The sequence below is a fragment of the Pseudomonas silensiensis genome (assembly GCF_050434865.1).
Lineage (GTDB): Bacteria > Pseudomonadota > Gammaproteobacteria > Pseudomonadales > Pseudomonadaceae > Aquipseudomonas > Aquipseudomonas fluorescens_W.
The window spans coordinates 37,664-58,677 of the sequence record NZ_JBNDJH010000010.1; the positions used below are offsets into that span (position 1 = coordinate 37,664).

Genomic DNA, 21,014 nt, shown 5'->3' on the forward strand with positions numbered 1-21,014 from the left:
GGGAAAGGCGGCAAGTCTAACCGATGCGGTAGGCAATCCACGAATTGAAGGCGATCAACCTTGGTCGTCTGACGTTCGGCTATGTTAAAACCCTGTATCCGCTCAACCTTTGTCCTACAGGAACCAGCATGCCGCTCACCGAAAAACCGCTCTCAGGTCTGAAAGTCATTGAATTGGGCACGCTGATCGCCGGGCCGTTTGCCTCGCGCATTTGCGGCGAGTTCGGTGCCGAGGTGATCAAAATCGAGTCCCCCGATGGCGGCGATCCGTTGCGCAAATGGCGAAAACTGTATGAAGGGACCTCGCTGTGGTGGTTCGTCCAGGCGCGCAACAAGAAATCCCTGACCCTGAACCTCAAACACCCCGACGGCCTGGCGATCCTGAAGAAACTGCTCAGCGAAGCGGACATTCTGATCGAGAATTTTCGCCCAGGCGTGTTGGAAAAACTCGGTCTGGGCTGGGAAGTCTTGCACGCTCTGAACCCGAAACTGGTGATGGTGCGTCTCTCGGGTTTTGGTCAGACCGGGCCGATGAAAGATCAACCAGGTTTTGGCGCCGTTGGTGAATCCATGGGCGGCCTGCGCTACATCACGGGCTTCGAAGACCGACCACCGGTGCGCACCGGGATTTCCATCGGCGATTCTATTGCCGCGCTCTGGGGCGTGATCGGCGCATTGATGGCGTTGCGTCATCGCGAGGTTAACGGTGGCCTCGGCCAAGTTGTAGATGTGGCGCTGTATGAAGCGATCTTCGCCATGATGGAAAGCATGGTCCCCGAGTTCGACGTGTTCGGCTTCATCCGCGAGCGCACCGGCAACATCATGCCGGGCATCACGCCCTCCTCGATCCACACCAGTGCCGACGGCAAGCATGTGCAAATCGGCGCCAATGGCGACGCGATCTTCAAACGTTTCATGCTGATCATTGGTCGTGAGGACCTGGCCAACGACCCGGTGCTGGCCAGCAATGACGGACGCGACAGTCGTCGCGACGAGATTTATGGGGTGATTGATCGCTGGGTCAACTCGCTGCCGCTGGACACCATCATCGAGCAGTTGAATCAGGCCGACGTGCCGGCCAGCCGGATCTTCAGTGCTGAAGACATGTTCAGTGATCCACAGTACCTGGCCCGGGAAATGTTCCTGAAGGCCAAGTTGCCGGACGGCAAAGATTTCAAGATGCCGGGAATCGTGCCGAAACTCTCTGAGACACCCGGCACTTCGGAATGGGTCGGGCCGCAGTTGGGCGAACACAATGCGCAGGTACTCAACGATCTTGGTTACGACAAGGAACAGATCGCAAAGCTGCGTGAAGACGGGGCCATCTAAGCTGAGGCGCCTGCTCGAGCAGCCCATCAACCACTGCCTGACGCGCGGCGGACGAGCATTGTGCGCGTTCGCATTTTTCCTGGTGCTCGCCGGCCAGGCTCAGCCAACGTTGGCGCAACCGAAGGAAACCCTGGTCTGGTTATTGCGCGACCTTCCACCGCTGATGATTTTCGAAGGATCGAAAAAGGGCCAGGGCGTCATCGATCAACTGTTACCGCTGCTGATCGCCCGCATGCCGCAATACGAACACACCCTGATGCGAGTCAATCGCGCTCGCGGCTTGCAAATGCTCCACGAGCCATCCCTCACGTGCGATGCAGCGCTGAACTGGAGCAAGGAGCGCGATGACTGGATCGCGTTTTCCATCCCGGTCTTTCGGGCCATGAGTAATGGCCTGGCAGTGCAGCGCATCGATCGGGAGTTGCTGGCGCCCTTTATCGAGGATGGCGAAGTGGACCTGGCGGCCCTGCTGGCCAGTGGCCGCGAGAAACTGGGCATTATTGCCGAGCGCAACTACGGCGAATATCTCGACGCGCTACTCAAACAAGCGCCAGCCAACTCACTGACCCTCCACTACGGCAACGACGCTTTGGGCAGCCTGTTGCAAATGCAACGCCTGGGGCGCTTGCGGATGCTGTTGGGGTACCGCTCGGAGATCCGCTACCAGGCCCAGCAGCAAGGGATCGCGGAAGATGAATTGCAGTTCTACCCGATTCGCGGCACGGGCAAATACCTGTCTGGTTACATCGGCTGTACCGACACCCCCCAGGGCCGGCAGGCGATCATCGAGATCAACCAACTGCTGCGCACCCTGCCCCACGATCACTTGAGCGAGGCATACGCCGCCTGGCTGGACCCCGAGAGTCGCCGCGACTACCTGGAAGCCAGCCGGGCATTTTTCCTGCAGCAGGCCGAGCAATGACAAATCGCAGGCAAAAAGAAACCCCGAGAAGTGGGGAGACGACTCGGGGTTAAACGTGGCCTACATAAAGACCAGTGGCAGCAAGCTACAAGCACCGGAGCACAATGCTTGATCCTGCTGTTACAAGGTCTGACTGACCTAAGCGCAGGAAGGTTCCCACAAAAAACAATTCAATTTCGGTTGGCCAGGATCTTGTCCTGGGCAGCATTACGTAACGCCGCGATGACGCAGGGCTCCAGCCGACCTTCGGCGATCAGCACGTCGCGATGCAAACCGTCGACGACATCCGTCAGTAGACGTTTGCTGGTCAACTGAGCCTGATTGAACGCCCGCTCGACCACGATCGCGCCGGTCGCATTTTTCAGTGTCACCAGGCATTCACCATGGGTCCCCGACGGGGTCAACGTTACCTGGTACGGGCTCAGAGCTTCACCGAGCAATAGGCTGATACTTTCCATCTCGATCACCACTCAATAGTCCGAAAACAAAGTGCCTGGGGCGTGCCTACAGTAAATGACCACTGGCTCGAGAAGAAAGTTCTGGATACCGACTGCTGGTGAACCTGCGCCGCGGGTCAATAGAGCATGCACGGCCAAGATGACAGATAAAAAACAGCCGCGTCACGCCTGCGTCTTACGCTTGCCGATATCGGTCCATCCTCCCAGCAGGCCCCGCAATTGTCCGTCGGCACCGTAAAAAGGCACCGTCCACTGATAGACATGCCTGACACCGTTGTTGAACATCAATTGACGTTCACTGAAGCGCGTCTTGCGCGTACCGAGCTGGGCCATGAACTCTGCATGCAGCAGTTCGGCGGTCTCTTTGGGCAAGACGTCCAGTTCAATCAGCTGTCGCCCCTGAACCTGGTCGAAACGGGTCGACAAGCCCTCCTCATAACTTTTGTTGCACATGATCAAACGTCCTTCCAGATCACGAACAAACATCGGGTCAGGCACGGCGTCCATCAATGCATGCTGGAAGGCAAGCTGATCACTCAGACTTTTCTCGGCATCCAGGCGCTGCTGGATCAATACCGTGAGCCGTCGATTCCAGAGCAGGGATAACAGGCCGAACAGACTGACGATAAACATTCCCCAGCAGCCCCACTCGGCGAGTCGGTGCCAGACACCGGGCACCTTGACGGGGGCAATCCCACTGAGCCATTTCAAGCGAATGGCGCGCAATTCGGCAGGATCAAGCGCCTCAAGCGCCTTGTTGAGGATGCTCGACAGCTGAGGCTGACCTTTACGTACGGCCAGATGGTCCGCCTCCCATTTGCCCTCGACCGCATACCCGACCTTGAGCCGCCCGGACGGATAGAGTTGGGCTCCGGTTTCGTTTTCGATGGTGGCATAGGCTTCACCGCTCTCGACCAGCGCCCGGGCCTCCGCGTAGGTTTTAACCGAGCGCAGTTCGATGTCCGGATAGTCGCGGCGAATCGTGGCTTCCAGTGCATGCCGGGTCGGCAGCACCAGAACCTTTCCCGATAGCTGCTCCAGGGATTGCACCTCTGGCGCCCCGGCCCGCCCGACGAACACCCAGCCAGCACCACCGAACGCATGACTGAAATCCAGAAACGTCTTGCGTTCGTCATTCATCGCCAGCGTCGTGCTCATGTCCGCTGCGCCACTTTCCAGTCGCCCGAGCAACTGATCGGTAGAAAACGATTCTTCGTGAACAAACTGCAATCCCGTCATCGCGCTGATGCGGTTGAGCAGATCATTGTTCAAGCCGCTCCATTGGCCGTGCTTATCCTTGAACAGGTACAACGGATACTGCACCGATGCGACGATGACGTTCGAATGCTCGGCAATCCATTTCAAATCCTGAGCGTCCAGCTCGATCATTGGGCCAGCAACCGATCCTTTGGAATCGGTTGCCGCCAATTGCGACGCGCCCCCCCATTGAGCAAAGCCCAGGGTGCCGACTAAAAAAAACACCCAGCACGCGGCTGGTTTTAACCCTCTGAAAAACAGCATTGCCACTTCCTTGGTGATCGTCTCGCCCGCCCTTCATAGGCGGCTCTTCATTTACGAAACCCGACAAGTGTGGCATGCAGAAATGAGAAAGCCCGTCAGGAGACGGGCTTCAAAATGTGACAGTTTTAATTGGTTACAGAGGCTTGCCGCGGTTGCCATGCTGACTGACAAAGGCCTGCACGGCTTTCAGGTCATTTGGCAGCACGGTGCAGCGCTCATCTCGCTCAAACAAATCAGAAAGATGTGCAGGTAGTTCGAGCGCTTTTCCTACGCCAGCTTTTTCCACTGCGTCCGGGAATTTGACCGGATGGGCCGTACCGAGGATCACCATCGGGATATCCAGACTGCGACGGCACTCGCGCGCCGCCTTCACGCCGATAGCGGTGTGCGGATCCAGCAGTTCGCCAGTTTGCTCATAAACTTCGGCGATGGTTTCGCAGGTTTGAGCGTCATCCACGGACAGCGAATCGAACAGCTTGCGGGCTTCGGTCCAACGTTCCTGTTCGACGCTGAAACCGCCACCTTGCTTGAAGGTGTCCATCAGCCCGGCAATCGCTGCGCCGTTGCGACCGTGCAGGTCGAACAGCAGGCGTTCGAAGTTCGACGACACCATGATGTCCATCGACGGCGACAGCGTGGCGTGCAGGGTGTCCTTGACGTACTGATTGCCGCTCATGAAGCGGTGCAGGATGTCGTTGCGATTGGTGGCGACAATCAACTGGTTGATCGGCAGGCCCATATTGCGCGCCAGGTAACCGGCGAAGATGTCGCCGAAGTTGCCGGTCGGCACCGAGAACGACACCGAACGCGCCGGGCCGCCCAACTGCAGGGCTGCATGGAAGTAGTAAACGATCTGGGCCATGATTCGCGCCCAGTTGATCGAGTTCACCGCCACCAGACGCGTGCCTTTGAGGAAGCTCTGGTCGGCGAAGCTGGCCTTGACCATTTCCTGGCAGTCATCGAAGTTGCCTTCGATGGCGATGTTGTGGATGTTCTCGCCGAAAATGGTGGTCATCTGGCGACGCTGCACTTCGGACACGCGGTTGTGCGGGTGCAGGATGAAGATGTCGACGTTTTCGCAGTGTTTGCAGCCTTCGATGGCGGCCGAACCGGTGTCGCCGGAGGTGGCACCAACAATCACGACGCGCTCACCGCGTTTTTCCAGCACGTAGTCGAGCAGACGACCCAGCAGCTGCAAGGCGAAGTCTTTGAACGCGAGAGTCGGGCCGTGGAACAGCTCCAACACCCATTCGTTGCCGTTCAGCTGACGCAACGGTGCCACGGCGTTGTGGGAAAACACGCCGTAAGTCTCTTCCAGAATCTTTTTGAAATCGGCATCAGGGATGCTGCCGGTCACGAACGGGCGCATCACCCGGAAGGCCAGCTCGTGATACGGCAGGCCGGCCCAGGAAGCGATTTCTTCCTGGGTGAAACGTGGCAGGTTTTCCGGGACGTACAGACCACCGTCCGTGGCCAGACCGGCCAGCAGGACGTCTTCGAAATTCAGGGCCGGTGCCTGGCCGCGGGTACTGATATAACGCATGACTGGCTCCAATAGACAGTGTTCGCAAACCCGGGCCCGCAGGCGAGCCCGGTGAACGATAACGGCTTAGTTCAGGTGCTCGACGCGGATCCGTACGACCGGACCGACCACGCCAGCCAGGGCTTCGAGGGCGGCGATCGCGTCGTTCATGTGCTGTTCCAGCACGCGGTGAGTCAGCAGGATCATCGGCACCAGGCCGTCGTGTTCTTCGACTTCCTTCTGCATGATCGATTCGATGTTGATGCCGCGCTCCGACAGGATGCTCGCCACCTGCGCCAACACGCCCGGGTGGTCCTTGGCCTGAATGCGCAGGTAATAGGAGCTTTCGCAGGCTTCGATCGGCAGGATCGGGTGGGCCGACAGCGAATCCGGCTGGAACGCCAGGTGCGGTACGCGGTTTTCCGGGTCGGAAGTCATGGCGCGAACCACGTCCACCAGGTCGGCGATCACCGACGAAGCGGTCGGCTCCATGCCGGCGCCAGCGCCGTAGAACAGCGTCGAACCGGCGGCATCACCGTTGACCATCACCGCGTTCATCACGCCGTTGACGTTGGCGATCAGGCGATCAGCCGGGATCAACGTCGGGTGCACACGCAATTCGATACCGGCAGCCGTGCTGCGCGCCACGCCCAGGTGCTTGATGCGATAGCCCAGCGCTTCGGCGTAGTTCACGTCAGCGGTGGTCAGCTTGGTGATGCCTTCGGTGTAAGCCTTGTCGAACTGCAGCGGAATGCCGAACGCGATGGACGCCAGGATCGTCAGCTTGTGGGCCGCGTCGATGCCTTCAACGTCGAAGGTCGGATCGGCTTCGGCGTAACCCAAGGCTTGCGCCTCGGCGAGTACGTCTTCGAAGGTCCGGCCCTTCTCACGCATTTCGGTGAGGATGAAGTTGCCGGTGCCGTTGATGATGCCGGCGACCCAGTTGATGCGGTTGGCCGACAGGCCTTCACGGATCGCCTTGATCACCGGAATGCCACCGGCCACGGCGGCTTCGAACGCCACAATCACGCCCTTCTCCCGGGCCTTGGCGAAAATTTCATTACCGTGAACGGCGATCAACGCCTTGTTCGCGGTCACTACGTGTTTTCCGTTCTCGATCGCTTTGAGTACCAGCTCGCGGGCAACGGTGTAGCCGCCCACCAACTCTATGACGATGTCGATCTCAGGGTTCGTGGCCACTTCGAAGACATCGTTGGTAATCGCAATACCGGTCGTCTGGAACTGAGGCTTTGGCGTGCGCGTGGCAATTTGTGCCACTTCGATTCCACGCCCGGCACGACGAGCAATTTCCTCGGCGTTACGCTGAAGTACGTTGAAGGTACCGCCACCGACGGTCCCTAACCCACAGATGCCTACTTTGACCGGTTTCACTGTGAACTCCCCATAAAACGGCCGACTCAAGGCCGGCCGTGAAAACAACCGCATACTCGCGGTTCTCTATTAATGGCCCGGCGAATGCTGCCGCCGAACCATGATCGTCAATGGCTGACCGTGACGATGCGAATTTACTTCGCGCCCAGTGCCAGTTTGGCGACTTGTGGCGCAGGCTGGTAGCCCGGAATGACTTGGCCGTCGGCCAAAACGATGGCCGGTGTACCGTTCACGCCGATCGACTGACCGAGGGCGAACTGCTTGGAAACCGGGTTATCGCACTTGGCGGCCTTGATTTCCTTGCCGTCGACCATCTTGTCCATGGCAGCTTTCTTGTCTTTCGAGCACCAGACCGCTTGCAGCTGTTCGTCACCCGGCGAGCCAAGGCCCTGGCGCGGGAACGCGACGTAACGCACTTCGATGCCGCGCTTGTTCAGCTCAGGCACTTCGGCGTGCAGCTTGTGGCAATACGGGCAGGTGGTGTCGGTGAATACGGTGATGTGCGATTTGGTTTCGCCGATCGCCGGATAGACCACGGTTTCCGCAACTGGAATTGCGTTGACCAGTTTGGAAACGCCCAGGCGTTCGGTTTTTTCAGTCAGGTTGACCGGTTTGCCGTCCTTGAGCTGGAACATGTAGCCCTGAACCACGTATTGGCCGTCGGCACTGGCATAGAGCACGCGACTGCCCTGCAGTTTGACTTCATACAGGCCCGGCAGCGGACTGGCGGAAATGCTTTCTACCGGTACTTCGAGCTGGAGGGTTTCCAGGCTTTTACGAATGGCTTTGTCGGCCGCGTCATCGGCGACGGCAAAGGTGCTGACCAACGCAATGGCTGCGGCGGCGAAAATCTGGGTCAGACGCATGAGAACTCCTGAAGGCGGACAAATGGGACGATCAGAACGCCCGTGCCGAAACACCGGGTCATAAACGCCCATCGTGCAAACCGGCAAAGCCTACCACATAAGGCCCCTGTGGCCGAATGCGCCTGACGCAAGACATTGGGACAACACAATCCCCTGTAGGAGTGAGCCTGCTCGCGATAGCGGTAGTCCTGACAACACAGCGGTGACTGACAGATCGCCATCGCGAGCAGGCTCACTCCTACAGGGATTTTGTTCAGCCTCTGGGGTGGTGTTTGGCGTGCAGGTCCTGCAAGCGTGCACGGGCGACGTGGGTGTAGATCTGCGTGGTCGACAGATCGCTGTGACCGAGCAGCATTTGCACCACCCGCAGGTCGGCGCCGTGGTTGAGCAGGTGCGTGGCGAAGGCATGGCGCAAGGTGTGCGGCGACAGCGATTTGCCGATCCCGGCAACCTTGGCCTGGTGCTTGATGCGATGCCAGAAAGTCTGCCGAGTCATCTGATCGCCGCGCTGGCTGGGGAACATGACATCGCTGGGACGCCCGCCAAGCAGCTCCTGGCGGCCATCGCGCAGGTAACGCTCGACCCAGACAATCGCCTCCTCGCCCATCGGCACAAGCCGCTCCTTGCTGCCCTTGCCCATCACTCGCAGCACGCCCTGGCGCAGATTGACCTGCTCCAATGTCAGGCTGATCAGCTCCGTCACACGCAAGCCGCAGGCATAAAGCACTTCAAGCATGGCGCGGTCGCGCTGGCCGATGGCTTCGCTCAGGTCGGGCGCTTTCAGCAGCGCCTCAACGTCCGCTTCCGACAGGGATTTGGGCAGCGGCCTACCGAGCTGAGGCATGTCGACGCGCAACGTCGGATCGACGGCGATCAGTTTTTCCCGCAGCAAATAACGATAGAACCCACGTACTCCGGAGAGAAATCGCGCAGTGGAACGGGGTTTGTAGTTTTGCTCCAGGCGCCAGGCCAAGTGATCGAGGATCAATTCGCGTCCGGCGTTGATCAACTCCAGGCCTTTGTCCTGCAGCCAGCCGTTGAACAAGGCCAGATCACTTCGATAGGCATCGCGGGTGTTATCGGAAAGACCTTTCTCCAGCCACAGAGCGTCGAGGAATTGGTCTATCAGTGGATGATCGATGGCGGGCATAAAGGCTCAGGCAAGACCGACAGTACGGTCAGGGAAGATAAATCGCAGGCAACAAAAAAGCAGCCCTTAGGCTGCTTTTTTCTGCATCGGAAGCTGGACTTAAGCCAGTTTTTCCTTGATGCGAGCTGCTTTACCGGACAGGTCACGCAGGTAGTACAGCTTGGCTTTACGTACGTCACCGCGACGTTTAACGGCCATGCTGTCGATTTGCGGGCTGTAGGTCTGGAAAGTACGCTCTACGCCAACACCGTTGGAGATTTTACGAACGGTGAAAGCACTGTTTACGCCGCGGTTACGCTTGGCGATAACAACACCTTCGAACGCTTGCAGACGCGAACGGTCGCCTTCCTTCACTTTCACCTGAACGACAATGGTGTCGCCCGGGGCAAAGGTAGGGATCTCTTTGGTCATCTGCTCTGCTTCGAGTGCAAGGATGATTTTGTTAGTCATGCTGTGCTCCTAAGGTAAATCGTCGGATTTACCATCGATACGTTGTTAACTATCGTCCCGCTCGCGGATGTATTCCTCGAGCAGCTTCTTCTCTTCTCCAGAAAGCGAGCGGCTTTCCAGAAGATCGGCGCGTCGTTCAAAGGTCCTACCAAGGGACTGCTGTAAACGCCAACGCCGGATATGCGCGTGATTGCCACTTAGCAACACGTCGGGAACACGCTGATCCGCATACACCTCCGGTCGGGTGTAGTGCGGGCAATCCAGCAAACCATCCGTAAAGGAATCTTCCTCGGCGGAGTCCGCATGCCCTAAAGCTCCAGGCAGCAGCCGTGTAACCGCATCGATCAGGACCATCGCCGGCAGCTCGCCGCCAGACAGTACATAGTCGCCAATCGACCACTCTTCATCGACATGAGCCTCTATAAAGCGCTCGTCAATGCCTTCATAGCGGCCGGCAATCAGGATCAATGCATCCAGATTCGCCAACTCGCGTACCGCCGACTGAGTCAGTTGACGGCCTTGGGGGGACAGGTAAATTACCTTCGCCGCCTCCCCGGCTGCTGCCTTGGCCTGAACCAACGCATCTTCCAGGGGCTTGATCTTCATCACCATGCCCGGACCACCGCCAAATGGGCGATCATCCACAGTGTGATGTCGATCCGTCGTGTAGTCTCGCGGATTCCAACAGGTGAGCTGCAAGAGCCCCTGTTTCACCGCACGACTGGTGATGCCGTACTCGCTGATGGCGGAGAACATCTCGGGAAACAAACTGATCACTTCTACGCGCAAGTTAGCCACGCTTAGAAGTCCGCATCCCATTCCACCTTCATCTCGCCTGCGGCAAGGTCGACGGCCAACACGCATTGCTCCGTATAGGGCAACAGGCGTTCGCGATCATCCAGGCTGCCAGCGCAAGGCTTGACCACCATTACATCATTGGCGCCGGTTTCCAGAAGATGATCGATTTTCCCGAGCAATTGCCCGAGTTGATCAATGACCTTCAGACCTTCCAGCTGGTACCAGTAGTACTCGCCATCGGTCAATTCAGGGAACAGGTTGCGCGGCACGCAGATCTCATAACCGGCCAGAAGACGCGCTTCTTCACGATCATCAAGACCCTTGAGCTTTGCGACCAGGAACTTGTCGTTCCCACGTCCGCTGACCAGCTCGACCTGTTTCACATTACCTTCGCGCTTGAGCGTCCAGGTTTTGTACTGCAACAGGTTTTCAGTCGGATCAGTAAAGGAATACACCTTCACTTCGCCGCGAACGCCATGAACCGAATAAATTTTGCCGATAACGATCAAATCATCAGCAACAGCTGGCGTCGCGTTCATATTGCTCAGGCCGCAGCCTTAGCCGCGTCCTTCAACAACTGAGCAACGCGCTCAGAAGGTTGTGCACCAACGCTCAGCCAGTAGGCTACGCGCTCTTGGTTCACGGACAGACGGACTTCTTGACCACGAGCAACAGGGTTGAAGAAACCAACCTGTTCCTTGTGCGAACCGTCGCGCGGGTTGCGGCTGTCGGTTACGGTCAAGTGGTAAAACGGGCGCTTTTTGGAGCCGCCAAGGGCAAGACGGATTGTTAGCATGTGAACATCGTTCCTGTAGTCGGTGCTGCAAATCTAAAGGCACAGCGGGCATAGGTGCCCGAAAGGCCGCATATTCTAAGGAATATCCGGACTTTTGCAAATGACTTTTTCCGGCAGCCTTTCAGTCGCCATCAAGATTTGCTATAGAGCCGTCGTTGAAAACGGCCAGTCAGCTCCCGCCAAGTGCGGGTTTGCTGGAGATCCCACTTCCGTGTGGGCTGCGCAAGAGCAAGCCCTTGCGCGAATTCTTTACATTCTCGGCATGCCGCCGCCGGGCAACATACCGCCCATGCCGCGCATCATTTTGGCCATTCCGCCTTTCGCGGAGAACTTCTTCATCATCTTCTGCATCTGCTTGTGCTGCTTGATCAAGCGACCGATGTCCTGCACCTGAGTGCCGGAACCCATGGCGATCCGGCGTTTGCGCGAACCGCTGATCATCTCAGGGTCGCGGCGCTCGGCCGGGGTCATGGAATTGATGATGGCTTCCATCTGCTTGAATTGTTTCTCTGCCGCGCCCTGGGCGTTGCCCATCTGCGCCAGGTTCATACCGGGCATGTTTGGCAGTTTGTCCATGAGGCCGCCGAGGCCGCCCATGTTTTTCATCTGTTGCAGCTGATCGCGGAAGTCTTCGAGGTCGAAGCCCTTGCCCTTCTTCAGCTTCTTGGCCAGTTTGTCGGCCTTGTCCTTGTCGAGGGTCTGTTCGGCCTGCTCGATCAGGCTGAGTACGTCACCCATGCCGAGGATGCGCGAAGCAATACGCTCCGGGTGGAACGGCTCGAGCGCGTCGCTCTTCTCGCCCATACCGATGAACTTGATCGGCTTGCCGGTGATGGCGCGCACCGACAGCGCGGCACCGCCACGCGCATCGCCGTCGACCTTGGTCAGGATCACACCGGTCAGCGGCAGCGCATCGCCGAAGGCCTTGGCCGTGTTGGCGGCGTCCTGACCGGTCATGGCGTCGACCACGAACAGCGTTTCGACCGGGTTGATCGCGGCATGCAGCGCCTTGATCTCGCCCATCATCTCTTCATCGATGTGCAGGCGACCGGCGGTGTCGACGATGACTACATCAATAAACTTAAGCTTTGCTTCTTTTATAGCCGCTTGCGCGATGTCGACCGGCTTCTGGCTCAGGTCGGACGGGAAGAAGGTTACGCCGACTTCCCCTGCGAGCATTTCCAGCTGCTTGATCGCTGCCGGACGGTAAACGTCCGCAGACACGACCATGACCGACTTCTTCTTGCGCTCTTTAAGGAAGCGCGCGAGTTTGCCGGCGGTGGTGGTTTTACCCGCACCCTGCAAACCGGCCATCAGCACGACGGCAGGAGGAACGGCGCTCAGGTTCAAGTCTTCGTTGGCCGCGCCCATCAGGCTTTCGAGTTCGGCCTGGACGATCTTCACGAAGGCCTGGCCCGGCGTCAGGCTGCGCGACACCTCAGTGCCGACGGCGCGTTCCTTGACCGAATTGACGAAGTCCTTGACGACCGGCAAGGCGACGTCAGCTTCGAGCAACGCCATGCGCACTTCGCGCAGGGTGTCTTTGATGTTGTCTTCGGTCAGCTTGGCCTTGCCGGTGACATGGCGCAGCGTCTGCGAGAGACGGTCGGTTAAGTTTTCAAACATTGCGCGATCCTTTCAGGCCCTGTGTAGACCGGGATAATGGCGGCCCAGACCGGAATAAACGTGTGCTCGGCGAGCCTGCGGCGTGGGCAGGTCGCGGATTATAGCGAAGACTGCGTCTGGCGGACACCTCGTCGTCAGGTTGCATGGTCTTTCGTGCTGCGGGGGTTCTATGCCAAACTCAGCGCCTTTCGGGCTTGCCTAACAGGATTTATGCTCCCCTTGTCACCCAGTTTGCTAGCTACCCTCGCCGCCGCCTGCTTATATGCCGCTGCGACCCTCTATCAAGGCACTCGTCTGGCCACCGGCGCCAAGGCGAACAAACGCCTGCTGGTCACGCTCGGCGTACTCGCCGTGCTGGCTCATAGCGCCAGTCTGTTCACCCACCTGCTGACACCGATTGGCCTGGGCCTGGATTTTTTCAGCGCCGCCAGCCTGATTGCCGCCGCGGTGATTGCCCTGACGCTGTTGGCCTGCTCGCGGATCCCGGTGGAGAACCTGCTTATATTGCTGTTCCCGCTCGGCGCCGCCACCGTGCTGCTCGCACAGTTCGCCCCCGCCGGCACCGTGCAGGTCATCGACGAAGAACCGGGCATTCTCGCCCACATCCTGCTGTCGATCCTTGCCTACGGCATGTTCACCATTGCAGTATTCCAGGCATTGCTGCTGCTGGTTCAAGACCATCAGCTCAAGCACAAACACCCGTCCGGCCTGATCAAGAACTTCCCGCCGCTGCAAACCATGGAAAGCCTGCTGTTCAGTTTCCTCTGGGCCGGCTGGACCCTGCTGTCGCTGTCGCTGATCTCCGGCTGGCTGTTCGTCGAGAACCTGTTCGCCCAGCACCTGGTGCACAAAACCCTGCTGGCATGCCTCGCCTGGATCGTTTTCAGCGTGTTGCTCTGGGGCCGTAATCGCCTCGGCTGGCGCGGACACAAGGCCATTCGCTGGACCCTCGCCGGTTTCTGCCTGCTGATGCTGGCGTATTTCGGCAGTAAGCTGGTTCGTGAATACATCCTGCATATCTGACGGGCGGCATTAATGGACGACTTGCCCATAGGGCCGATGCTCGCAGTAGTGGCCCTGCTGATTTTATGGTCGGGGCTGTTTACCGCCATCGAAGCTGCACAACAGTACTTGCTCGCCCAGCGGACCGCTTCGCGCTCGAGCGACAAGCCGGTGGCAAAGCTGAGCTTTTCGCTCAATAGCCTGATCCTCTGCAACACCCTGTGCCGCGCACTGGTCGTGGTCATCAGCACCCTGCTGGCGATTTTCACTTGGGCGGAAAACGGTCCATGGATAGCCTGCCTGGGGGCTGGCGCCGTGCTCCTGGTGTTCGCCGACTACCTGCCGCGCACCCTCGCCGTCCGTTATCCGGATGCAGTCCTGGCCCTGGGCAACACCTTGCTGGGCGCGCCACTGAAAATCATCTATCCCGCCGCCTGGTTGCTCAATGGCATAAGCCAGCTGCTGATGCGACCGTTCGCCCGCAAAGTCAAAGTGGTGCAACAGAGCGAAGACGAGGCCCCGAACGATCGGCACGACGATCACGAACACGCCGTCTGCCGCCCTCACCCGCTGTCAGGCATCCATGCGCTGGACAACATCACGGTCAACGACATTCTGGTGCCGCGCAGTGACGTCGACGGGGTCAATCTGGACGACTCCCTCGAGGAAATCATCGAGCAGCTCCGCGCCAATAAACGCACACGCTTGCCGGTTTTCCACAGCGACATCAATCAGGTCGAGGCAGTGCTCAATACCCGGCAGATCCGCCATCTGCTGCCCGATGCCAGCCTGACCCTAGAGGCACTGCTGGCAGCCTGTCACGACCCCTACTTCGTGCCGGAAAGCACCCCGTTGCAACTGCAGCTGTTGAATTTCCACAAACAACAGCGGCGCCTGGGCATGGTGGTCGACGAGTACGGCGAAGTGCTCGGTGTCGTGACCCTGGAAGACATTCTCGAAGAAATCGTCGGCGAGTTCGAAAGCCAGCACAGCCTGCATAACCCGCACATCCACCCACAGGCCGATGGCCGCCTGGTGATCGAAGGTGCGGCGTCGATTCGCGAACTGAACAAGAGCCTGGGCTGGCACTTGCCGAGCGACGGTCCGAAAACCCTCAACGGTTTGGTGACCGAGGCGCTGGAGACGATTCCGGAAAGTGCGGTATGCCTGAAGATCGGGCGTTATCGGCTGGAGATTCTGGAGACCGAGGATAATCGCGTTACCCGGGTGTTGATCTGGCATACCAGTTCGACGCCTGCGATTGCCTCTATCCGTTAGATAGTTAAAAGATCGCAGCCTCGCTTCGCTCGACAGCGCCTACAGTTTGGAATGCGTTCCCTTGTAGCAGCTGTCGAGCGAAGCGAGGCTGCGATCTTTTTCAATATCTATGCACTTGTTCGATCGTTAGCCGCCTTCCTATAATCAAGCCGCTTACCCAAGCCCCGCCATACCCAAGTGCTACCCGCACTCTGCGTTAAGCCCACATCCCTGGGTGTTCGACCATAATAATTCGCTCCACTGGGGCACATGACTGTCAGGGATAACTGCATGACGACCAGCACGACTTACAACGACACCGCGCCTGCGCAACCGACGAACTCCGCCACCCGCGTGGCGACTGCGAGTTTCATCGGCACCGCCATCGAGTTCTACGACTTCTACGTTTATGCCACTGCCGCTGCGCTGGTGATCGGTCCGGTATTCTTTCCGCAGACCTCCGGCACGGCCCAGATGCTGTCGGCGTTCCTCACCTTCGGCATCGCCTTCCTGGCTCGACCGCTGGGATCGGCGCTTTTCGGCCACTTCGGTGACCGCATCGGGCGCAAATCGACACTGGTTGCCTCGCTGCTGCTGATGGGCGTTTGCACCACGCTGATCGGCGTACTCCCGGGTTACGACAGCATCGGGGCCTGGGCGCCGATCCTGCTTTGCGTGCTGCGCTTCGGCCAGGGCCTGGGACTCGGCGGCGAATGGGGCGGCGCGGCGCTGCTGGCCACCGAGAATGCGCCCAAGGGCAAACGCGCCTGGTTCGGCATGTTCCCGCAGCTTGGCCCCTCGATCGGCTTCCTCGCCGCCAACGGCCTGTTTCTGACGCTGGCCATGACCCTGAACGACGAGCAGTTCCGCTCGTGGGGCTGGCGGATTCCGTTCCTGCTCAGTGCCGCGCTGGTGATGGTCGGTCTGTACGTGCGCCTCAAGCTTCACGAAACCCCGGTGTTTGCCAACGCAATGGCTCGCCAGGAGCGGGTGAAAATTCCGCTGGTCGAGCTGCTCAGCCAATATTGGGCGCCGATGTTGCTAGGCGCCGGGTCGATGGTGGTGTGCTACGCGCTGTTCTATATCTCGACGGTGTTTTCACTGAGCTATGGCGTGTCGACGCTCGGCTACACCCGCGAAACCTTCCTCGCGCTGTTGTGCTTCGCCGTGCTGTTCATGGCCGCCGCTACGCCGCTGTCGGCCTGGGCCAGTGATCGTTACGGGCGCAAACCGGTGCTGATCATCGGCGGTGTGCTGGCGATCCTGTCCGGTTTCCTGATGGAGCCGCTGCTGACCCAAGGTTCGACCTGGGGCGTGGCGCTGTTCCTGTGCATCGAGCTGTTTCTGATGGGCGTGACGTTTGCGCCGATGGGCGCACTGCTGCCGGAGCTGTTTCCAACCCACGTGCGTTATACCGGCGCGTCGGCGGCCTACAACCTGGGCGGCATTGTCGGGGCCTCGGCGGCGCCGTTCTTCGCACAGAAGCTGGTGGCGATGGGCGGCTTGAGTTATGTCGGCGGGTATGTGTCGGGGGCGGCGGTGCTGAGCTTGATTGCGGTGCTGTGCCTGAAGGAAACGCGCAATAACGATCTGAATCGGGTCGCCTGACAGGCCGCCATCGCGAGCAAGCTCCCACATGGGTTTGGGTGTACGCAACATCTGCGAACAACCTAAATCCTGTGGGAGCGAGCTTGCTCCGGGCGGCGATCCGACGATAGCCGCGACTCGGGTTACAGCTCTACTACGACAGCTTGAGAAGCGCGGGTCGCTTTAGCGCGAGCCGAGTCAATCGACTCATCACGCGCCAACGCAACCCCCATCCGACGCTGACCATTGACCTCAGGCTTGCCGAACAGACGCAACGCCGTATCCGGCTCGCTCAACGCAGCGCCAAGATTGGCGAAAGCCGTCTGAGTCGACTGCCCTTCCACCAGAATCACCGCCGAAGCCGATGGACCGAACTGACGGATCAATGGAATCGGCAGGCCCAGAATCGCCCGTGCGTGCAGCGCGAACTGCGACAGGTCCTGGGAAATCAACGTCACCAGACCAGTGTCATGTGGACGCGGCGAGACTTCGCTGAACCAGACTTGATCGCCTTTGATGAACAGCTCAACACCAAACAGACCACGGCCACCCAAGGCTTCAGTGACGGCTTTGGCAACGCGCTCGGATTCAGCCAGGGCAATCGGGCTCATGGCTTGTGGCTGCCAGGATTCCTGATAGTCGCCCTTCTCCTGACGGTGGCCGACTGGCGCGCAGAACGTAGTGCCGCCGACGTGACGCACGGTCAACAGGGTGATTTCGTAGTCGAAGTCGATAAAGCCTTCGATGATCACGCGGCCTTTACCGGCACGGCCGCCTTCTTGCGCGTAATCCCAGGCTTTCTGCACGTCATCGACGCTACGCAGCAGGCTCTGGCCTTTGCCCGACGAGCTCATCACCGGTTTAACCACACATGGGAAGCCGAGGTCTTCGACAGCCTTGCTGTAATCCTCAAAGGTGTCGGCGAAGTGGTACGGCGAGGTCGGCAGGTCCAGCTCTTCAGCGGCCAGGCGACGGATGCCTTCGCGGTTCATGGTCAACTGCGCGGCGCGAGCGGTCGGGATCACGGTGAAGCCTTCGGCTTCCAGTTCCACGAGGGTCGCGGTGGCAATGGCTTCGATTTCCGGCACGATGAAGTGCGGCTTTTCGGCTTCGATCACCGCACGCAGGGCGGCGCCGTCGAGCATGTTGATTACATGGCTGCGATGGGCGACCTGCATGGCAGGCGCATTGGCGTAGCGGTCCACGGCAATCACTTCAACGCCCAGGCGTTGCAGCTCGATCACCACTTCCTTGCCCAACTCGCCACAGCCACACAGCAATACGCGGGTCGCGGTTGGCGACAATGGAGTTCCGATACGGGTCATCTCAGGTCCTCAAGAAGCGGATCATCGAGGGTCGCAACGCCTGGCGCGCTTCCCATGGGGAGAAAGCGCGGCATTTTACATGAACCGAAGGGTTTGGCTTTAACCGGGAATCGCGTTCTTGCGCAGACGCCAGGCCATTGCGATCCAGACAATGGTCACGCCCGCGAACTTCGAGCCCATGGCGGTGAGGATCACGCCTGGCGTGAACGCGCCGATCAGGCCGAAGAAGATGAAGGTATCGAGAGGAATGCTCAGGGCTGAACTTATCCACAGGCGGTCGTGCAAGGGACGCTTGGTGATGCTGAACACCAGCCAATCGATGCATTCGGACACCGCGAACGCTGTGGCGCTGGCCAGCGCGATGGACGGATCGGACGTCACGTAGGACAACACCAGCGCTGCCAGCATCGCCGCGATCGCGCCATGGCCGAAACGGATTTGCACCATGTCGCGCAAAACGAACACCAAACCACCCCAGGCCGACCAGATGATGTCCAGGTGCGGAGCGGTGGAAAAGGCGTAGTTAATCAGCACGACGCTGCTGATGTAAGCGATCAGGAAGAGCATGGGGCGACGGGATACCTGTCAATTTTGACGTGCAGGGTACTTCAGTGAGCAGGGTTGGACCAAGGGAGGGTTGGCAGTGAAATTTTCGGTGAGTTCAAGAGCCACCCCTCACCCCAGCCCTCTCCCAACGAGGGAGAGGGGGAAAGGGAGCCGATCGGGGACGTTTCAAAACCTGAGCTCGACTCGATATTCCAGGTCGATGTACCTCGAAAGAACGGCCTGATCAGTCCCCTCGCCCCTCGGGGAGAGGGTTAGGGTGAGGGGGTGGATTTCGAGGGCAACATCCATATCAACCCACTCGATTTGGCCCGCTCATGGCACAACCCCAACACCTTGCGCCGCTCCTCGTTATCCATCCGGCTCCAGCGCGTGATCTCTTCCACCGTGCGCTGACACCCGGTGCAAATATCGTCCTCGTCCAGCGCGCAGATATTCACGCAAGGCGATCGAACCGGGCGCTCGGGCGTGCTCATTCTTCCTGCTCAACCAGGTCGCGGGCATACCGTTGCGAGTTATGCACATAGTGAGCAGCGCTGGCCTCCAGCATCTTTTTCTGCGGCTCGGTCAGCTCACGCACCACTTTGCCGGGGGAGCCCATGACCAGCGAACCGTCTGGAATCTCCTTGCCCTCACCAATCAGTGAGTTGGCGCCGATGATGCAATTCTTGCCGATTTTCGCGCCATTAAGGATCACCGCGTTAATCCCGATCAAGCTGTAATCGCCCACCGTGCAGCCATGCAGCATGGCGTTATGGCCGATGGTCACGCCGGTGCCGATGGTCAGCGGGTAACCCATGTCGGTGTGCATCACCGTGCCGTCCTGGACGTTGCTGTTCTTGCCGATCAGGATCAATTCGTTGTCGCCACGCAGCACAGCGTTGAACCAGACGTTGGCGCCCTCTTCCAGTTTGACCTTGCCCACCAGCACGGCATTGGGTGCGACCCAGCTCTGCGGATGGGTTTCCACGCGGGCGTCGCCCAGGCGATATTTCATCTTATTGTCCTCAAGGCCAGGCTGGCTCACTTGCAAAGCGGGGTTCACGCCATACGGGCGATGGCTTCAGGTATTGATAAACGTCTTGGGTGGCTGGTGCAGGCTGATTTTGGCGTCATAGAGCAGGTTGATCAACTCGACGATCATAATCGCCGTCAGGCCCCAGATTTTGTACTCGCCATAGCGATAGCTCGGCACGTACCAACTGCGCCCCTGGTAATCGATGCGATGGGTATGTTCGCGCGGATCCTTGCGGAAAAATTCCAGCGGTACGCTGAACACCGCGGCAATCTCGGCATCGTTGGCCAGGTATTCGACAAAATCCGGAATCACACCGACATAGGGGGTGACCTTGATGCCGTGCAGGGAGATCAACGGGCTCAGCGGGCCGATCACTTCGACCAGCCCCGGCGGCAGGCCGATTTCTTCTTGGGCTTCGCGCAGGGCGGTGAAAATCAGGTCCGGGTCTTCGGGGTCGCGTCGCCCGCCGGGGAAGGCGACTTCACCGCCATGGGTCGAGAGCCCGCTGGCGCGCAGGGTCAGAACCAGTTCCGGTTCGTCACTGCGAGTGATGGGCACCAATACCGCGGCTTCAGGGAAACGTTTGTCGGTTTCCAGTGTTCGAGGGGTGTGGTTGCTTACTCGATGCAGTAGCTCGTCCAGCATGAGACTTCTCGATTTGTTCGCTACCTCGCATCATGCACCAATCGAACCGGCCGCCCAACCCCATAACCGCTGCATGTCGCTAAACGACAACTTGCCGACAGACACCGCCGCACGCCAAGATAGGCGCAGCATTCAGGAACCCAAGCATGAAATTTTGCAGTCAGTGCGGCAACCCGGTGACCCAACGCATTCCAGAGGGCGATTCGCGCCTGCGTTTTGTCTGTGACAGCTGTCAGGCGATTCACTATCAGAACCCCAATATCGTCGCCGGTTGCGTGGCGACCTGGGGCTCCAAGGTCTTGCTGTGCCGCCGCGCCATCGAGCCTCGACTCGGTTATTGGACCCTGCCCGCCGGTTTCATGGAAAACGGTGAAACCATCGAGCAGGCGGCCATTCGCGAGACAGCCGAAGAAGCCTGCGCGCGGGTGCGCAACCTGAGCATCTATACGTTGATCGACGTGCCGCACATCAGCCAGGTGCATGTGTTCTTCCGCGCCGAGCTGGTGGACCTGGACTTTTGCGCCGGTCCCGAGAGCCTGGAAGTGGCGCTTTTCGAAGAAGCCGACATCCCTTGGTCCGAGCTGGCTTTCCGCACGGTGGGCCGTACCTTAGAATGCTTCTTCGCTGACCGGCGGACCGAGGTCTACCCCGTGCGGTCCGAGTCGATCCCGCCGCTTGCCCAGCCGGCCATTACTTGATTTGAATTCGGAACTGCTGCACCTGCGGCAGCTCCTGCAAAAACACCTATAACTATTAAATAGTCGCGACACCTCTTAGGGATATCGTT

22 protein-coding genes are annotated in these 21,014 nt (G+C 59.2%); 6 read left to right on the forward strand and 16 right to left on the reverse strand.

Translation table 11 applies throughout. The features are described from left to right. The first annotated feature begins 128 nt into the window (after window positions 1–128). Both QF010_RS15905 and QF010_RS15910 read left to right on the forward strand, forming a co-directional pair. Window positions 129–1,328 (forward strand): CaiB/BaiF CoA transferase family protein, encoded by a 1,200-nt coding sequence (locus QF010_RS15905; protein ID WP_429533488.1) that lies wholly within the window; start codon window positions 129–131, stop codon window positions 1,326–1,328. Further along, window positions 1,255–2,250 (forward strand): TIGR02285 family protein, encoded by a 996-nt coding sequence (locus QF010_RS15910; RefSeq protein WP_429533489.1) that lies wholly within the window; start codon window positions 1,255–1,257, stop codon window positions 2,248–2,250. The genes QF010_RS15905 and QF010_RS15910 overlap by 74 nt, the downstream gene beginning before the upstream one ends. A gap of 170 nt (window positions 2,251–2,420) precedes the next feature. On the opposite strand, the gene QF010_RS15915 is transcribed toward QF010_RS15910, so the two are convergent. From QF010_RS15915 to ffh, 11 genes are all read right to left on the reverse strand, one after another. After that, window positions 2,421–2,708, reverse strand: coding sequence for a DUF3509 domain-containing protein (locus QF010_RS15915; RefSeq protein WP_033056390.1), 288 nt, complete (start codon window positions 2,706–2,708; stop codon window positions 2,421–2,423). A 162-nt stretch (window positions 2,709–2,870) separates the two neighbouring features. Further along, complete coding sequence (locus QF010_RS15920; RefSeq protein WP_429533490.1) at window positions 2,871–4,229, reverse strand: transporter substrate-binding domain-containing protein; 1,359 nt, start codon at window positions 4,227–4,229, stop codon at window positions 2,871–2,873. Window positions 4,230–4,362: 133 nt separating this feature from the next. Further along, window positions 4,363–5,772: a threonine synthase gene (thrC, locus tag QF010_RS15925; protein ID WP_033056392.1), complete on the reverse strand. Its 1,410-nt coding sequence runs from the start codon at window positions 5,770–5,772 to the stop codon at window positions 4,363–4,365. A gap of 66 nt (window positions 5,773–5,838) precedes the next feature. Next, window positions 5,839–7,143 carry a homoserine dehydrogenase gene (locus tag QF010_RS15930; protein ID WP_033056454.1) on the reverse strand — a complete coding sequence of 435 codons (1,305 nt, stop codon included), beginning with the start codon at window positions 7,141–7,143 and terminating at the stop codon, window positions 5,839–5,841. Window positions 7,144–7,277: 134 nt separating this feature from the next. Next, window positions 7,278–8,009 carry a bifunctional protein-disulfide isomerase/oxidoreductase DsbC gene (gene dsbC / locus QF010_RS15935; RefSeq protein ID WP_017340265.1) on the reverse strand — a complete coding sequence of 244 codons (732 nt, stop codon included), beginning with the start codon at window positions 8,007–8,009 and terminating at the stop codon, window positions 7,278–7,280. Window positions 8,010–8,262: 253 nt separating this feature from the next. Next, window positions 8,263–9,159: a site-specific tyrosine recombinase XerD gene (gene xerD, locus QF010_RS15940; RefSeq protein WP_429533491.1), complete on the reverse strand. Its 897-nt coding sequence runs from the start codon at window positions 9,157–9,159 to the stop codon at window positions 8,263–8,265. Between the two features lie 99 nt (window positions 9,160–9,258). Continuing rightward, window positions 9,259–9,609 carry a 50S ribosomal protein L19 gene (gene rplS / locus QF010_RS15945; RefSeq protein ID WP_003175895.1) on the reverse strand — a complete coding sequence of 117 codons (351 nt, stop codon included), beginning with the start codon at window positions 9,607–9,609 and terminating at the stop codon, window positions 9,259–9,261. 45 nt (window positions 9,610–9,654) lie between these two features. Then, window positions 9,655–10,428 carry a tRNA (guanosine(37)-N1)-methyltransferase TrmD gene (gene trmD / locus QF010_RS15950; RefSeq protein WP_154503229.1) on the reverse strand — a complete coding sequence of 258 codons (774 nt, stop codon included), beginning with the start codon at window positions 10,426–10,428 and terminating at the stop codon, window positions 9,655–9,657. Beyond that, window positions 10,410–10,946: a ribosome maturation factor RimM gene (gene rimM, locus QF010_RS15955; RefSeq protein ID WP_008014731.1), complete on the reverse strand. Its 537-nt coding sequence runs from the start codon at window positions 10,944–10,946 to the stop codon at window positions 10,410–10,412. The genes trmD and rimM overlap by 19 nt, the downstream gene beginning before the upstream one ends. Window positions 10,947–10,951: 5 nt before the next feature. After that, on the reverse strand, window positions 10,952–11,203 hold the full coding sequence (rpsP, locus tag QF010_RS15960; RefSeq protein ID WP_007944872.1) for a 30S ribosomal protein S16: 252 nt from the start codon (window positions 11,201–11,203) through the stop codon (window positions 10,952–10,954). Between the two features lie 249 nt (window positions 11,204–11,452). After that, a complete protein-coding gene (gene ffh, locus QF010_RS15965) occupies window positions 11,453–12,829 on the reverse strand; it encodes a signal recognition particle protein (protein ID WP_033056394.1) in 1,377 nt (458 codons plus the stop codon). Window positions 12,830–13,039: 210 nt separating this feature from the next. On the opposite strand from ffh, the gene QF010_RS15970 reads away from it, so the two are divergent. The 3 genes from QF010_RS15970 to QF010_RS15980 all read left to right on the forward strand — a co-directional run bounded on the left by QF010_RS15970 (window position 13,040) and on the right by QF010_RS15980 (window position 16,696). Then, the gene (locus QF010_RS15970) at window positions 13,040–13,852 is read left to right on the forward strand and encodes a cytochrome C assembly family protein (RefSeq protein ID WP_429533492.1); all 813 of its coding nucleotides are present in this window, start codon (window positions 13,040–13,042) and stop codon (window positions 13,850–13,852) included. A gap of 12 nt (window positions 13,853–13,864) precedes the next feature. Next, a complete protein-coding gene (locus tag QF010_RS15975) occupies window positions 13,865–15,109 on the forward strand; it encodes a transporter associated domain-containing protein (protein ID WP_033056396.1) in 1,245 nt (414 codons plus the stop codon). A 270-nt stretch (window positions 15,110–15,379) separates the two neighbouring features. After that, window positions 15,380–16,696, forward strand: a complete 1,317-nt coding sequence (locus QF010_RS15980) for an MFS transporter (RefSeq protein ID WP_033056397.1) — start codon at window positions 15,380–15,382, stop codon at window positions 16,694–16,696. Between the two features lie 122 nt (window positions 16,697–16,818). On the opposite strand, the gene purT is transcribed toward QF010_RS15980, so the two are convergent. From purT to QF010_RS16005, 5 genes are all read right to left on the reverse strand, one after another. After that, window positions 16,819–18,000 carry a formate-dependent phosphoribosylglycinamide formyltransferase gene (gene purT, locus QF010_RS15985; protein ID WP_429533493.1) on the reverse strand — a complete coding sequence of 394 codons (1,182 nt, stop codon included), beginning with the start codon at window positions 17,998–18,000 and terminating at the stop codon, window positions 16,819–16,821. 99 nt (window positions 18,001–18,099) lie between these two features. After that, the gene (locus QF010_RS15990) at window positions 18,100–18,567 is read right to left on the reverse strand and encodes a 7-cyano-7-deazaguanine/7-aminomethyl-7-deazaguanine transporter (protein WP_033056399.1); all 468 of its coding nucleotides are present in this window, start codon (window positions 18,565–18,567) and stop codon (window positions 18,100–18,102) included. 251 nt (window positions 18,568–18,818) lie between these two features. After that, the gene (locus QF010_RS15995; protein WP_082459060.1) at window positions 18,819–19,040 is read right to left on the reverse strand and encodes a DUF1289 domain-containing protein; all 222 of its coding nucleotides are present in this window, start codon (window positions 19,038–19,040) and stop codon (window positions 18,819–18,821) included. Further along, on the reverse strand, window positions 19,037–19,561 hold the full coding sequence (locus QF010_RS16000) for a gamma carbonic anhydrase family protein (RefSeq protein WP_007954617.1): 525 nt from the start codon (window positions 19,559–19,561) through the stop codon (window positions 19,037–19,039). Before QF010_RS16000 ends, QF010_RS15995 begins: the two co-directional genes overlap by 4 nt. A gap of 66 nt (window positions 19,562–19,627) precedes the next feature. Beyond that, complete coding sequence (locus QF010_RS16005; RefSeq protein ID WP_033056400.1) at window positions 19,628–20,227, reverse strand: CoA pyrophosphatase; 600 nt, start codon at window positions 20,225–20,227, stop codon at window positions 19,628–19,630. 146 nt (window positions 20,228–20,373) lie between these two features. Here QF010_RS16005 and QF010_RS16010 point away from each other — a divergent pair, with 146 nt between their 5' ends. Further along, on the forward strand, window positions 20,374–20,925 hold the full coding sequence (locus QF010_RS16010; protein WP_033056401.1) for an NUDIX hydrolase: 552 nt from the start codon (window positions 20,374–20,376) through the stop codon (window positions 20,923–20,925). Window positions 20,926–21,014 lie beyond the last annotated feature (89 nt).

Excerpts from the sequence above, each read along its gene's own strand:
- QF010_RS15995 (WP_082459060.1), bottom strand. The coding sequence starts at position 19,040 with ATGAGCACGCCCGAGCGCCCGGTTCGATCGCCTTGCGTGAATATCTGC.
- QF010_RS15910 (WP_429533489.1), top strand. The coding sequence starts at position 1,255 with ATGCGCAGGTACTCAACGATCTTGGTTACGACAAGGAACAGATCGCAA.
- QF010_RS15970 (WP_429533492.1), top strand. The coding sequence starts at position 13,040 with ATGCTCCCCTTGTCACCCAGTTTGCTAGCTACCCTCGCCGCCGCCTGC.
- QF010_RS16000 (WP_007954617.1), bottom strand. The coding sequence starts at position 19,561 with ATGAAATATCGCCTGGGCGACGCCCGCGTGGAAACCCATCCGCAGAGC.
- rimM (WP_008014731.1), bottom strand. The coding sequence starts at position 10,946 with ATGAACGCGACGCCAGCTGTTGCTGATGATTTGATCGTTATCGGCAAA.
- ffh (WP_033056394.1), bottom strand. The coding sequence starts at position 12,829 with ATGTTTGAAAACTTAACCGACCGTCTCTCGCAGACGCTGCGCCATGTC.
- thrC (WP_033056392.1), bottom strand. The coding sequence starts at position 5,772 with ATGCGTTATATCAGTACCCGCGGCCAGGCACCGGCCCTGAATTTCGAA.
- QF010_RS15915 (WP_033056390.1), bottom strand. The coding sequence starts at position 2,708 with ATGGAAAGTATCAGCCTATTGCTCGGTGAAGCTCTGAGCCCGTACCAG.
- QF010_RS15980 (WP_033056397.1), top strand. The coding sequence starts at position 15,380 with ATGACGACCAGCACGACTTACAACGACACCGCGCCTGCGCAACCGACG.
- QF010_RS15920 (WP_429533490.1), bottom strand. The coding sequence starts at position 4,229 with ATGCTGTTTTTCAGAGGGTTAAAACCAGCCGCGTGCTGGGTGTTTTTT.
- purT (WP_429533493.1), bottom strand. The coding sequence starts at position 18,000 with ATGACCCGTATCGGAACTCCATTGTCGCCAACCGCGACCCGCGTATTG.
- trmD (WP_154503229.1), bottom strand. The coding sequence starts at position 10,428 with ATGGGATGCGGACTTCTAAGCGTGGCTAACTTGCGCGTAGAAGTGATC.
- rpsP (WP_007944872.1), bottom strand. The coding sequence starts at position 11,203 with ATGCTAACAATCCGTCTTGCCCTTGGCGGCTCCAAAAAGCGCCCGTTT.
- QF010_RS16005 (WP_033056400.1), bottom strand. The coding sequence starts at position 20,227 with ATGCTGGACGAGCTACTGCATCGAGTAAGCAACCACACCCCTCGAACA.
- rplS (WP_003175895.1), bottom strand. The coding sequence starts at position 9,609 with ATGACTAACAAAATCATCCTTGCACTCGAAGCAGAGCAGATGACCAAA.
- xerD (WP_429533491.1), bottom strand. The coding sequence starts at position 9,159 with ATGCCCGCCATCGATCATCCACTGATAGACCAATTCCTCGACGCTCTG.
- QF010_RS16010 (WP_033056401.1), top strand. The coding sequence starts at position 20,374 with ATGAAATTTTGCAGTCAGTGCGGCAACCCGGTGACCCAACGCATTCCA.
- QF010_RS15990 (WP_033056399.1), bottom strand. The coding sequence starts at position 18,567 with ATGCTCTTCCTGATCGCTTACATCAGCAGCGTCGTGCTGATTAACTAC.
- dsbC (WP_017340265.1), bottom strand. The coding sequence starts at position 8,009 with ATGCGTCTGACCCAGATTTTCGCCGCCGCAGCCATTGCGTTGGTCAGC.
- QF010_RS15975 (WP_033056396.1), top strand. The coding sequence starts at position 13,865 with ATGGACGACTTGCCCATAGGGCCGATGCTCGCAGTAGTGGCCCTGCTG.
- QF010_RS15905 (WP_429533488.1), top strand. The coding sequence starts at position 129 with ATGCCGCTCACCGAAAAACCGCTCTCAGGTCTGAAAGTCATTGAATTG.